Genomic DNA, 12,626 nt, shown 5'->3' with positions numbered 1-12,626 from the left:
CCTCTTCGCGGCCCTGGCCGGTCCGGAGGCGGCCCTCAGGCGAGGCTCTCCCGCCACGCCCGGTGCAGGCCCGCGAACCGGCCCGTACCGCCGATGAGTTCGGCCGGGGAGCCGTCCTCCACGATCCGGCCGTGCTCCATCACCAGGACCCTGTCCGCGATCTCCACGGTCGACAGGCGGTGCGCGATCACCACCGCCGTGCGCCCGTGCAGCACGGTGTCCATCGCCCGCTGCACCGCCCGCTCGCCGGGTACGTCCAGCGAGCTCGTGGCCTCGTCCAGAATCAGCACGGCGGGATCCGCGAGCAAGGCCCGGGCGAACGCCACCAGTTGGCGCTGACCGGCGGAGATCCGGCCGCCCCGCTTACGGACGTCGGTGTCGTACCCGTCGGGCAGGGAGCTGATGAAATCGTGCGCTCCGATGGCCTTCGCCGCATGCTCGATCTCCTCGGGTGTCGCCTCCGGACGGCCGATCGCGATGTTCTCGGCGATCGTCCCGGAGAACAGGAACGCCTCCTGGGTCACCATCACCACGCCCCGTCGCAGCTCGGCCGTCGCCAGGTCACGCAGGTCGGTGCCGTCCAGCAGGACCCGGCCCTCCGTAGGGTCGTAGAAGCGCGCCAGCAGCTTGGCCAGCGTCGACTTGCCCGCACCGGTCGAGCCGACCACGGCCACGGTCTGGCCCGCCGGGATCGTCAGGCCGAAGCGCGGCAGGACCTCGCCACCCGTGCGGTACGCGAAGCGCACCCCGTCGAACGTGACCTCGCGGCCCGGATGCTCACCGCCGAGGGCGGGCAGCGCCTTCGGTGCCACGGGCTCGGGGACCGCCGGTGTCTGCGCCAGCAGGCCCGCGATCTTCTCCAGCGAAGCGGCCGCCGACTGATAGGAGTTGAGGAACATCGCGAGCCGGTCGATCGGGTCGTACAGCCGCCGCAGATACAGCACCGCCGCGGCCAGCACGCCGAGCGCCAGCGTGCCCGACGCCACCCGGTAGGCGCCCCACAGCACCATCGCGGACACCGCCGTGTTGGCGACGAGCCGGGAGCCGACGACGTAGCGGGCCATCTCCAGCAGGGCGTCGCCGTTCCTCCGCTCGTGATCGCGGTTGGACACCGCGAAGTCCTTGTCGTTGGCCCGCTCCCTGCGGAAGGCCTGCACGGGACGGATCCCGTTCATCGTCTCGGCGAACTTCACGATGACCGCGGCGATCGCCGTGGAGCGTGCGGCGTAAGCCTGCGCCGCCCGCCGCCGGTAGGCCCGCACCAGCAGGTACAGGGGAAGGAAGGAGGCCACGGCGATGGCCCCTATGCCGAGGTCGAGCCAGAGCAGCATCAGGGAGATCGACACGAACGACAGGACCACCCCGACGAGTTCCTGAAGGCCCTCGCTCAGCAGCTCGCGCAGGGACTCCACATCCGTGGTCGAGCGGGAGATCAGCCGGCCCGAGGTGTAGCGCTCGTGGAAGTCCACGCTCAGCGCCTGCGCATGACGGAAGATCCGGCCGCGCAGATCGAGCAGCACATCCTGGTTGATCCGGGCCGCCGCCCGGATGAAGGCGTACTGGAGCAGCCCCGCACCGACCGCGCACACCGCGTAACCGATGCCCACGGCCGCCAGCGGACCGTAGTCGTGGTCCCGGAACGCCGGCACACCGCTGTCGATGGCGTACGCGACCAGCAGCGGCCCCGCCTGCACGGCGGCCTGCTGGACGAGCAGCAGGAGGGAGGCCACGACCACCCTGGCCCGCAGAGGTGCGAGCAGGGAGGTCAGTAGCGCCCGGGTGGCACCCCGGGGAGTGGGCAGGGCGTCGGCGTCGAACGGATCCCCGTCGCCGTGCGTCCGGCCGGGCTCCTCCCCGGGCAGGTCCTCGTCGGCGAGAGAGGGCCCGTCGGCAGTCGTACTGGTCATCGGGTGCTGCCCTCCTCGGAGACAAGAACACCGGTGTCGTGGGCGCCGGACATCAGCCAGGCGTACTCGGCGTTGGTGCGCAGGAGTTCCTGATGGGTCCCCACGGCGCTGATCCGGCCCTCGGACAGCAGGGCCACCCGGTCCGCCAGCATCACCGTGGACGGCCGGTGGGCGACGACCACGGCCGTCGTCTCCTCCAGCACGCGCCGCAGCGCCGCCTCCACCAGTGCCTCCGTATGCACGTCCAGGGCGGAGAGCGGGTCGTCGAGCACCAGGAAGCGCGGCCCCCCGACGACGGCGCGGGCCAGCGCGAGACGCTGCCGCTGGCCGCCGGAGAGGCTCAGCCCCTGCTCGCCGACCTGCGTGTCGATTCCCTGCGGGAGCTCGTGGACGAAGTCGGCCTGAGCGACCGACAGGGCCCGGCGCAGGTCCTGTTCGTTCGCCTCCTCCGCGCCCATCAGCACGTTCTCCCCGACGGTCGCCGAGAAGAGGGTGGGTTCCTCGAAGGCCACCGACACCAGCTCGCGCAGCCGGGGCCGCTCCATGGTGGCGATGTCCTCGCCGTCCAGCAGGATCCGGCCGCCGGTGACGTCGTGCAGCCGGGGGACGAGCGCCGTCAGCGTCGTCTTGCCGGAGCCCGTGGCACCCACCAGGGCCATCGTCTCGCCGGGCCGGATCCGCAGATCGATCCGGCCGAGGACGGGCGGTGAGCCTGGCTCGGCGTCGGGGTAGCGGAACTCCACGCCTTCGAAGACGATGCCCTGTCCGGTGGTCCCTGCCGCCTCTCCCGGCGCCCCGGGCTCCAGCTCCTCCTGGACGTCCATGACCTCGAAGTAGCGGTCGGCGGCCGTCGCCGACTCCTGGCTCATCGCGAGCAGGAAGCCGATCGAGTCGACCGGCCAGCGCAGTGCCAGGGCCGTCGAGAGGAACGCCACGAGCGTTCCCGCCGACAGGGTGCCGTCCGCGACCTCGATCGTGCCGAGCACCAGCGCGGCACCGATCGCCAGCTCGGGAATGGCGGTGACCAGCGCCCAGATCCCCGCGAGCAGCCGCGCCTTGCCCAGCTCCGTGGTGCGCAGCCGCTGCGCGAGCGCGCGGAAGGCGAGCGCCTGGCTGCGGTTGCGGCCGAAGCCCTTGACGATGCGGATGCCCAGTACGCTCTCCTCGACGACCGTCGTCAGATCGCCGACCTGGTCCTGCGCCTTGCGCGCCACCAGGGAGTACTTCGTCTCGAAGACCGAGCACACGACCATCAGAGGGACGGCGGGCGCGAGCAGTACCAGCCCCAGGGACCACTCCTGGGCGAACAGGATGACGAAACCGACCAGGATCGTCGTGCCGTTGACCAGCAGGAACGTCAGCGGGAAGGCCAGGAACATCCGCATCAGCATCAGGTCCGTGGTCCCGCGCGAGAGCAGCTGCCCCGACGGCCAGCGGTCGTGGAACGCCACCGGCAGCCGCTGCAGATGGCGGTAGAGGTCCGCGCGCATCGACGCCTCGACACCGGCCAGCGGCCGGGCCACGAGCCACCGCCGGAGCCCGAACAGCCCTGCCTCCACGATCCCCAGCAGCAACAGGTAGAGCGCTCCCAGCCACACCCCGCCCGGATCACGGTCCGCGACGGGGCCGTCCACCATCCACTTCAGGACCAGCGGGATCACCAGGGCGAGACAGGACGCGAGAACCGCCACCAGGGCAGCACTGATCCAGCGCATGCGCACCGGTCTGACATAGGGCCACAGTCGCAGGAGGGAGCGCACGGCGGACCGGTCCGTGGGCTCTGCAGGTTTTTCGGGCATCAGGAGCGAGCCTATGGTTCACCGCTGACATCGCTCACGTGGTTTTCCGGTCACACGCCGTGGGTCGGAGCGCCCTGTCAACCGATCGGCCGATGTCTTTCCGAGCGGGACGGCGGATACCGGCGCCCCCCGCCCGGCGGAATCCTTACGGCATGGCAATCATCGAAGTACGCGGGGTCCACAAGGCTTACGGCGGCCGCCCCGCGGTCGACGGGGTGAGCTTCACCGTCGACGAGGGGGAGATCTTCGGGATCCTCGGCCCCAACGGAGCCGGCAAGACCACCACCGTCGAATGTGTCGAAGGACTGCGGATCCCCGACTCGGGCACCGTCCGGGTCGCCGGACTGGACCCCGCCGTCGACCGCCACGAGGTCACCCAGCTGCTGGGCGCCCAGCTCCAGGAGAGCGAGCTCCAGCCCAAGCTGACCGTGGGAGAGGCGCTGGAGCTGTACAGCGCCTTCTACCCGCACCCCGCGGACCTGCGGGTGCTCGCCGGACGGCTCGGGCTGGACGGCCACCTCGACCGCCGCTTCGCCACGCTGTCCGGGGGCCAGAAACAGCGGCTGTTCATCGCGCTCGCGCTCATCGGCAATCCGAGGGTGGTCGTGCTGGACGAGCTCACCACCGGCCTCGACCCCCGGGCCCGCCGGGACACCTGGCGGCTCATCGAGGAGATCCGGGACAGCGGGGTGACCGTGCTTCTGGTCACCCACTTCATGGAGGAGGCCCAGCGGCTCTGCGACCGGATCGCGGTGATCGACAAGGGCCGGGTCGTCGCCCTCGACACCCCCGGCGGGCTGATCGGCGGGGCGGCGGGATCGACCGCCATCTCCTTCACCCCCTCGGAGCCGCTCGCTCACGACGAACTCCGGACGCTGCCGGGCGCCGTCTCCGTCGATGTGACCGAACCCGACGGCCGGGTCGTCATCCAGGGCACCGACGAGACCGCCAACGCAGTGATCACGCTCCTGGCCCGCCGTCACATCACCGCCCGCCAGCTGCGCGTCGCCGAGGCCGGCCTGGACGACGTCTTCCTCGACCTCACGGAGCAGGCCTCATGACCACGACCGCTTCCCGCCCGGCCCCGCTCGCCGCCGTCCTCAGGACGGAGACCCGGCTCTTCCTGCGTGAACCCGGCAGCCTGTTCTGGATCCTCGTCTTCCCGGCCGCCCTGATGACGATCCTCGGTCTGATCCCGTCCTTCCGGGAGGCCGACGACGCACTCGGCGGCCGCAGCGTCATCGACCTGTACGTACCGGTGGCCGTCCTGCTGGCCATGATCATGGCCGGGCTCCAGGCCATGCCGCCGGTCCTCACCGGATACCGCGAACGCGGCATCCTGCGCCGGATGTCGGCCACACCGGTGCGCCCTTCGGCCCTGCTCTCCGCACAGATCGTGCTGCACGGCGCGGCCTCGCTGGGATCTGCGGCGCTCGTCATCGCCGTCGGGAGGGCCGCCTTCGGCGTGCGGCTGCCGGGGCAGGCAGCCGGCTACCTGCTGGCCCTTCTCCTCGCCGTCGCCTGCGTCCTCGGTCTCGGCGCGACCATCTGCGCGCTGTCCCGGACCTCCAAGGTCGCGACAGCCGTCGGTTCGGTGGCGTATCTGCTGATGATGTTCACCGCCGGGGTCTGGGTGCCCGTCCAGACCATGCCGGACCTGCTCCGCCGGATCGTCGAGTTCACCCCGTTCGGTGCGGCCTCCCAGGCTCTGGACCAGGCGGCCTCGGGGAACTGGCCCGGTTTGGCGCACCTCGGGGTCATGCTGGTGTGGACCGCGGCGCTCGGTGCCGTGTCGACCAGGCTCTTCCGCTGGGAGTGACCCGGGCACGCAGTGGGGAGGACGCCGGAGCGCGGTGGGACGGGGGAGCGGCGGCATGAGCAGCGGTATGACGGTGGAGCAGCGCCGGGCACAGTTCTACCGGTACGGCCCGTACACGCTGCTCGGCATCGCCGTCCTGATGGCGGCGCTGTCCGCGGGCCTCATCGGGATGTCCGGAGCGGAGATGTACGCGACCGGGCTCCTGGTCACGGTGGCCTGGGTCCTCCAGCTGTGGTGGGGCCGGACCGGGCCGGGGGTCCCCGCGAAGTCGTCCGCCGCCGGGGCCTACTACGTCCTGAGGACCCTGATCGCCTTCGCCCTGTGCTGGTGCAACCCGTTCTTCTCCATCTACGCCATCGTGGGCTACTTCGACGCCGGGCACCTGCTCCCCAAGCGCTTCGTGCGCCCCGGACTGCTGTGCACGGCCGTCACGATGGCCGGCGCGCAGTCCGGCAGCGGTATGCCGCCCGCCGCGCCCGTCAACTGGGCGGCCTTCGGGGCGCTGTTCCTCCTGCACGCCTTCCTCACCCTCCTCTTCGGCAACCTCAGCGCCCGGGAGGAGGAGAGGACGAAACATCAGACCAGGACCATTTCCGAGCTGGAGCTCGCCAACACCCGTCTGGAACAGGCCCTCGCCGAGAACGCGACCCTGCACGCCCAGCTCCTCCTCCAGGCCAGGGAGGCCGGAGTGGCCGACGAGCGGCGCCGGCTCGCCGCCGAGATCCACGACACCCTCGCGCAGGGCCTGACCGGGATCATCGCCCAGCTCCAGGCCGTCACCTCGACCGGCGACCCCGCACTGGCCCGTGAACACCTCGACCGCGCCGCGGGGCTCGCACGGCACAGTCTCGGGGAGGCGCGCCGCTCCGTGCACAACCTGGTGCCCGCCGCCCTGGAGCACGACGACCTGCCGGGAGCGCTGAAGAAGACGGTCATCGGCTGGTCGGAACGCAGCGGCGTACGGGCGGACTTCACCGTCACCGGAACCGTCGAGCCGCTCCACGACGAGGTCGGCGCCACACTGCTCCGCATCGCGGAGGAAGCCCTCGCCAACGCCGCCCGGCACGCCGTCGGGGCGACCCGGGCCGGCGTCACCCTCTCCTACATGGGCGACGAGATCACCCTGGACGTACGCGACGACGGCTGCGGCTTCGACCCGGCCGCCCTGCCCCCGCGCAGCGGCACGGGCGGCTTCGGCCTCGGCGGGATGCGCGCACGCGCCGAGCGGATCGCCGGCACGGTCGAGGTGGAGACGGAACCCGGTCTGGGCACGGCCGTGTCCGCCCGGGTACCGCTGGTCCGTCGGACCTGACGGGACGTAGCCTGGAGCCGATATGACTGAGGCCCAGGGAACCGCGCGCGTCATCACCCTTCTCGTCGTCGACGACCACCCCGTCGTCCGCGACGGCCTGCGCGGCATGTTCGCCTCGGCCCCCGGATTCGAGGTGCTCGGCGAGGCGGCGGACGGTGTGGCCGCCGTGGAGCTCACGACCCGGCTGGACCCCGATGTCGTCCTGATGGACCTGCGGATGCCGGGCGGCGGGGGCGTGGCCGCCATCGCCGAACTGACCCGGCTGGGCGCCCGGTCCCGGGTGCTGGTCCTCACCACGTATGACACCGACTCCGACACCCTGCCCGCCATCGAGGCGGGCGCGACCGGTTACCTCCTCAAGGACGCGCCCCGCGACGAGCTCTTCACCGCCGTGCGCGCCGCCGCCGACGGCCGCACCGTGCTGTCACCCGCAGTCGCCTCACGTCTCATCTCGCGGGTGCGCGCCCCGGCCGGGCCCGGCCACGAGTCGCTGTCCGCGCGAGAGTGCGAGGTGCTCCGGCTCGTGGCCCGCGGGACCTCGAACCGGGAGATCGCCGCCGAGCTGTTCATCAGCGAGGCGACCGTGAAGACCCACCTCACCCATGTCTTCGCCAAGTTGGGTGCGAAGGACCGTGCGGCGGCCGTCGCCGTCGCCTACGAACGCGGCATCCTCGGCTGATCCGGTCCCTCACTCCGCCACCCGCAGCAGCAGCACCGACCTGCCCGGCACCTTGAGGGCCGAGCCGCCCCGGTGGAGGGTGCCCGGGGCCGTGGACTGCTCCTCGCACGAGGTGTCCAGCACCAGTTCGTAGGACTGGGCCCAGGGCGGGCCCGGGAGCCGGAAGTCGCAGGGCCGGTGGTCCGCGTGCAGGACCGCCAGGAAGCTGTCGTCGGTGATCTGCTCGCCCCGGGCGTCCCTGCCCGGGATGTCGCGCCCGGACAGGTAGAGACCCAGCGTCGCCGCCGGCGCGTACCAGTCGCCCTCCGTCATCTCCGTGCCCTGCGGGGTGAACCAGGCCAGGTCGCGCAGGCCGTCCGGGGCCTGGGGCGTACCTGCGAAGAAGGCGCGGCGCCGCAGGACCGGATGGCGGTGGCGCAGTTCCAGCACCCGGGCGGTCAGCTCGGTCAGCTCCCGCCACCTGGGGTCATCGAGGAGCGACCAGTCCAGCCAGCTGACCTCGTTGTCCTGGCAGTAGGCGTTGTTGTTGCCACCCTGCGTGCGCCCCATCTCGTCGCCCGCCACCAGCATCGGCACTCCGGTCGACAGGAGCAGCGTGGTCAGGAGGTTGCGCAGTTGCCGGCGGCGCAGGGCGTTGACGCCGGGGTCCTCCGTCTCGCCCTCGGCGCCGCCGTTCCAGGCGCGGTTGTCGTTCGTGCCGTCCCGGTTGCCCTCACCGTTGGCCTCGTTGTGCTTGTTCTCGTAGCTGACCAGGTCGCGCAGGGTGAAACCGTCGTGCGCGGTGACGAAGTTGACCGAGGCGTACGGGCGCCTCCCGCCCCAGGCGTACAGGTCGCTCGACCCGGTGAGCCGGTAGCCGATGTCGCGTACGTCGGGCAGCGCACCGCGCCAGAAGTCGCGCACGGCGTCCCGGTAGCGGTCGTTCCACTCCGTCCACAGCGGCGGGAACGCACCGACCTGATAGCCGCCGTTGCCGACGTCCCAGGGCTCCGCGATCAGTTTGACCCGGCGCAGTACCGGGTCCTGGGCGATCACCGCGAGGAACGGGGAGAGCATGTCCACGTCGTGCATCGAGCGGGCGAGTGCCGCCGCCAGGTCGAAGCGGAAGCCGTCGACACCCATCTCCGTCACCCAGTAGCGGAGCGAGTCCGTGATCAGCCGGAGGACCTGCGGCTGCACCACGTGCAGGGTGTTGCCGCAGCCGGTGTAGTCCGCGTAGCGGCGGGCGTCAGGCTGGAGGCGGTAGTAGCCGCGGTTGTCGATGCCGCGCAGGGACAGCATCGGGCCGAGCTCGCCGGCCTCAGCCGTGTGGTTGTAGACCACGTCGAGGATGACCTCGATCCCGGCGTCGTGCAGGGCGCGCACCATCTGCTTGAACTCGCCGACCTGCTGGCCCGTCGTGCCGCTCGCCGCGTAGTCCGCGTGCGGGGCGAAGTAGCCGATCGAGTTGTAGCCCCAGTAGTTGTGCAGTCCGCGCCGCAGCAGATGGTCCTCGTGGGCGAACTGGTGGACCGGGAGCAGTTCGACGGCGGTCACACCGAGGCGGCGGAGGTGGCCGATCGCGGCGGGGTGGGCGAGTCCGGCGTAGGTGCCGCGCAGCTCGGGCGGGATGTCCGGGTGGAGCTTGGTGAAGCCGCGCACGTGCAGTTCGTAGATGACCGAGTCCGCCCACGGGGTCTTGGGCCGCCGGTCCTCCGCCCAGTCGTCGTCGTCATGCACGACGACCGCCTTGGGGACGTACGGCGCCGAGTCCCGGTCGTCGCGCACGGTGTCGGCGACGTGCTGCTCGGGCCAGTCCCTCACATGGCCGTACACCTCGGGCGGCAGGGTGAACGCGCCGTCCACCGCTCGGGCGTACGGGTCGAGGAGCAGCTTCGCCGCGTTCCAGCGGGCGCCGGTCCAGGGGTCCCAGCGGCCGTGCACCCGGTAGCCGTACCGCTGTCCCGCCCCTACGCCGGGGACGAAGCCGTGCCAGATCTCGTGGGTCAGCTCGGTCAGCGGCAGCCGGGTCTCGGTGCCCCGCTCGTCGAAGAGGCAGAGCTCGACGGCCTCGGCGCCGCCCGCCCACAGGGCGAAGTTGGTGCCCGCCACACCGTCCGGTCCGACCCGGAACCGGGCTCCCAGCGGCATCGGGGCACCCGGCCATACGGGTGGTCTGTCCGCTTCGCCCCTCGGGGGCGGTTCGGTCGCCACCACCCTCCCCGTCGTACGCGGCGTTTCCTCCTGCTCGGCTGTGCTCGACACCTCTCAGCCTCCTGCGGCTCGTAGGAGCGGCCACCCGCAGAAGGAGTGCGCGGCGTCCCGGCCGCGCCCTTCCTGGCGGTGTCCTCCCCTCTGTTCTGCCCACCGGCGGCCCCGCACTCACGTTTCCCCGGGGCGGCCACGTCGTTGGGGGAGCGTGAACCACGTAGCGAAGAGAGCACGGGCGGGTTCGGCCGCCGTGCTGACATGGGCAGGACTGTTCACCGTGCTGGCCCTACTGACGGGCTGCACCGAGGGGACGTCGTTCTTCGGGGACAACCGCTCCCCCGGGGACGCCATCCGGATCGCACCCAAGGACGGCGCCGAGAACGTCGGCGCGGACAGCCGGCTCGAGGTGACCGTCCCCGACGGACGGCTGGAGCGGGTGAAAGTGACCCGGATGGAGGACGCGGAACACAAGGAGGTGCCGGGCCGCATCGCGAAGGACGGCCGTTCATGGGCTCCCCGGGACGACGGATACCGTCTCGGGCTGGCCGGGAAGTACAGCGTGGAGGCCGTCGCCGTCGACGGCGACGGCCACCGCTCGGCCCGCAGCACCACCTTCACCACCCTGGTCCCCAAGGACCGCTTCATCGGCTACTTCAAGCCGGAGAACAGGTCCACCGTGGGCACCGGCATGATCGTGTCCTTCGACTTCAACCGGCCCGTCACCCATCGCGCGGCGGTGGAGAAGGCCATCAGGATCACCACGGAGCCCGAGGTCGAGGTGGTCGGTCACTGGTTCGGCAAGGACCGGCTCGACTTCCGGCCCGCCTCCTACTGGGAGCCGGGCACCCGGGTCACCGTCGACGTGGGCCTGCGTGACGTGGAGGGCGCACCGGGGGTGTACGGCAGTCAGCAGAAGAAGGTCGCCTTCAAGGTCGGCCGCTCCCAGACGTCCCTGGTGGACGCCCGGGCGCACACCATGGAGGTACGCCGCGACGGCGAGCTCGTCAGCACGGTGCCGATCACCGCGGGCGCGCCGAAGACGACCTCGTACAACGGGAAGATGGTGGTCTCCGAACTGCACGACGTGACCCGCATGGACGGCAGCACCGTCGGCTACGGCGGTGAGTACGACATCAAGGACGTGCCCCACGCCATCCGGCTGACGAAGTCGGGCACCTTCCTGCACGGCAACTACTGGGAAGACCCGGACATCTTCGGCTCCGAGAACACCAGCCACGGCTGCATCGGGCTGCGTGACGTGAAGGGCGGCAGCTCGGACACCCCGGCCGGCTGGTTCTTCGAGCGGTCCCTCGTGGGCGATGTGGTCGAGGTGGTCAACTCCTCCGACCGGACCGTCGATCCGGACAACGGCCTCGGTGGTTGGAACCTCGGCTGGCCGCAGTGGAAGGCGGGCTCCGCCCTGCGCTGACCCCGGTCCGACCTGGGCAGGGCCCCGGAGGCGTGCCCTCCGGGGCCACCCGGGGGCGGTGCGGGACGACTTGGGACGGAACGGTGACATTCCGGGGAACTTCTCCCCACGCGCGGTGTGATTATCTTGCGCCGAGCGTGCATGTACAGCGCGCGGGGGTGCGGGCCATGGCGGGGCCAGGCCGTGCGAGGGGAGACGACCACATTGAACGGGCAGCCGATATCGGGGGCATGGGCCGGCGCGGGCGGGGAACGGCGCGGGCGCGGAGCCCACGGACTCCTCGCACTCGGACTGGGCGCGATGCTGTTGCTGGTGACCGCGTGCGGCGGTAGCGGAGCCGCCGCGGAAAGGGACGGCGACAGGCCGGGGACGAAGGTCGACGACACCAGCGCCTCGCAGGCGGTGGTGACCATCGCGCCCAAGGACGGCGCCGGCGACGTCGCGACCAGCGGGGCGCTGAAGGTCTCGGCGGCCCAGGGCAAGCTGAGCACGGTGAAGGTCGCGGATCCCAAGGGCAAGGAGGTCGGGGGCAAGATAGCCGCCGACGGCCTCAGCTGGGTACCCGACCGCCACCTGGCCGCCGCGACCAAGTACACGGTGCACGCGGTCGCCAAGGACGCCAAGGGCCGGGAGTCGGCGAAGGACACCAGCTTCACGACGCTGGTCCCGGAGAACACCTTCCTCGGCCAGTACACGCCCGAGGACGGCTCGACCGTCGGCGTGGGCATGCCGGTGTCCATCCACTTCACCCGCGGCATAACCGACCCGGGGGCCGTGGAGAAGGCGATCAGCGTGACGTCGGAGCCGGCCGTGCAGATCGAGCCCCACTGGTTCGGCAACGACCGCCTCGACTTCCGCCCCGAGGACTACTGGGCGGCGGGCACCAAGGTGACCCTGCGTCTCGACCTCGACGGCGTCGAGGGGCGGCCCGGGGTCTACGGCAAGCAGGCCAAGACCGTGAACTTCACCATCGGCCGCAGCCAGGTCTCCACGGTCGACGCGAGCTCCCACCGGATGAAGGTGGTGCGTGACGGCAAGCAGATCAAGGACATCCCGATCTCCGCGGGCGCGCCGGCCACGACCACGTACAACGGCCAGATGGTCATCAGCGAGAAGCTCAAGGTGACCCGGATGAACGGTGACACCGTCGGCTTCGGCGGTGAGTACGACATCAAGGACGTGCCGCACGCGATGCGGCTGTCCACCTCGGGCACCTTCATCCACGGCAACTACTGGGGCGCGTCGGGCATCTTCGGCTCGACCAACACCAGCCACGGCTGTGTCGGTCTGCGGGACGTGCGCGGCGCCTGGGACAGCAAGACTCCCGCCGCGTGGCTCTTCGACAACTCGCTGATCGGCGACGTGGTGATCGTGAAGAACTCCAAGGACAAGGTGATCCAGCCGGACAACGGCCTCAACGGCTGGAACATGGCCTGGTCGGAGTGGACCGAGTAGGTCCCCCCGCTCGGCAGATGTGAAGCGGGCCCGGTG

At 71.2% G+C, this 12,626-nt stretch carries 9 protein-coding genes; 6 read left to right on the top strand and 3 right to left on the bottom strand.

Annotated features, from left to right (window positions below):
• Positions 1-35 precede the first annotated feature (35 nt).
• Both ACFWFI_RS32830 and ACFWFI_RS32825 read right to left on the bottom strand, forming a co-directional pair.
• On the bottom strand, positions 36-1,907 hold the full coding sequence (locus ACFWFI_RS32830) for an ABC transporter ATP-binding protein (RefSeq protein WP_387397375.1): 1,872 nt from the start codon (positions 1,905-1,907) through the stop codon (positions 36-38).
• A complete protein-coding gene (locus tag ACFWFI_RS32825) occupies positions 1,904-3,706 on the bottom strand; it encodes an ABC transporter ATP-binding protein (RefSeq protein WP_387397372.1) in 1,803 nt (600 codons plus the stop codon). The genes ACFWFI_RS32830 and ACFWFI_RS32825 overlap by 4 nt, the downstream gene beginning before the upstream one ends.
• 152 nt (positions 3,707-3,858) lie before the next feature.
• Between ACFWFI_RS32825 and ACFWFI_RS32820 the strand changes: the two genes are divergently transcribed.
• The 4 genes from ACFWFI_RS32820 to ACFWFI_RS32805 are packed head-to-tail and all read left to right on the top strand — an operon-like array spanning position 3,859 to position 7,516.
• Positions 3,859-4,767: an ABC transporter ATP-binding protein gene (locus tag ACFWFI_RS32820; protein WP_387397370.1), complete on the top strand. Its 909-nt coding sequence runs from the start codon at positions 3,859-3,861 to the stop codon at positions 4,765-4,767.
• The gene (locus tag ACFWFI_RS32815; RefSeq protein ID WP_387397367.1) at positions 4,764-5,525 is read left to right on the top strand and encodes an ABC transporter permease; all 762 of its coding nucleotides are present in this window, start codon (positions 4,764-4,766) and stop codon (positions 5,523-5,525) included. The genes ACFWFI_RS32820 and ACFWFI_RS32815 overlap by 4 nt, the downstream gene beginning before the upstream one ends.
• Before the next feature lie 55 nt (positions 5,526-5,580).
• A complete protein-coding gene (locus ACFWFI_RS32810) occupies positions 5,581-6,837 on the top strand; it encodes a sensor histidine kinase (RefSeq protein ID WP_387397365.1) in 1,257 nt (418 codons plus the stop codon).
• Between the two features lie 22 nt (positions 6,838-6,859).
• Entirely contained in the window at positions 6,860-7,516 is a 657-nt protein-coding gene (locus ACFWFI_RS32805) for a response regulator (RefSeq protein ID WP_387397362.1), read from the top strand.
• A 9-nt stretch (positions 7,517-7,525) separates the two neighbouring features.
• Here the strand turns inward: ACFWFI_RS32805 and glgX are convergent, their stop codons facing one another.
• Positions 7,526-9,760 carry a glycogen debranching protein GlgX gene (gene glgX / locus ACFWFI_RS32800; RefSeq protein WP_387397359.1) on the bottom strand — a complete coding sequence of 745 codons (2,235 nt, stop codon included), beginning with the start codon at positions 9,758-9,760 and terminating at the stop codon, positions 7,526-7,528.
• A gap of 154 nt (positions 9,761-9,914) precedes the next feature.
• Here glgX and ACFWFI_RS32795 point away from each other — a divergent pair, with 154 nt between their 5' ends.
• Both ACFWFI_RS32795 and ACFWFI_RS32790 read left to right on the top strand, forming a co-directional pair.
• A complete protein-coding gene (locus ACFWFI_RS32795; protein WP_387397356.1) occupies positions 9,915-11,135 on the top strand; it encodes a L,D-transpeptidase in 1,221 nt (406 codons plus the stop codon).
• Between the two features lie 204 nt (positions 11,136-11,339).
• Positions 11,340-12,590 carry a L,D-transpeptidase gene (locus ACFWFI_RS32790; RefSeq protein WP_387397353.1) on the top strand — a complete coding sequence of 417 codons (1,251 nt, stop codon included), beginning with the start codon at positions 11,340-11,342 and terminating at the stop codon, positions 12,588-12,590.
• The last annotated feature ends 36 nt before the right edge of the window (positions 12,591-12,626 follow it).

Origin of the sequence: Streptomyces sp. NPDC060209 (assembly GCF_042728155.1) — a bacterium.
In the GTDB taxonomy this organism is placed as follows: Bacteria; Actinomycetota; Actinomycetes; order Streptomycetales; family Streptomycetaceae; genus Streptomyces.
The sequence above is the reverse complement of the archived record's forward strand: the minus strand, read 5'-3'. Positions and strand labels throughout refer to the sequence as shown.

Bases quoted from the DNA above. Each gene is read 5' to 3' on its own strand.
- ACFWFI_RS32825 (WP_387397372.1), bottom strand. From the start codon at position 3,706: ATGCCCGAAAAACCTGCAGAGCCCACGGACCGGTCCGCCGTGCGCTCC.
- ACFWFI_RS32815 (WP_387397367.1), top strand. From the start codon at position 4,764: ATGACCACGACCGCTTCCCGCCCGGCCCCGCTCGCCGCCGTCCTCAGG.
- ACFWFI_RS32830 (WP_387397375.1), bottom strand. From the start codon at position 1,907: ATGACCAGTACGACTGCCGACGGGCCCTCTCTCGCCGACGAGGACCTG.
- ACFWFI_RS32805 (WP_387397362.1), top strand. From the start codon at position 6,860: ATGACTGAGGCCCAGGGAACCGCGCGCGTCATCACCCTTCTCGTCGTC.
- ACFWFI_RS32820 (WP_387397370.1), top strand. From the start codon at position 3,859: ATGGCAATCATCGAAGTACGCGGGGTCCACAAGGCTTACGGCGGCCGC.
- ACFWFI_RS32810 (WP_387397365.1), top strand. From the start codon at position 5,581: ATGAGCAGCGGTATGACGGTGGAGCAGCGCCGGGCACAGTTCTACCGG.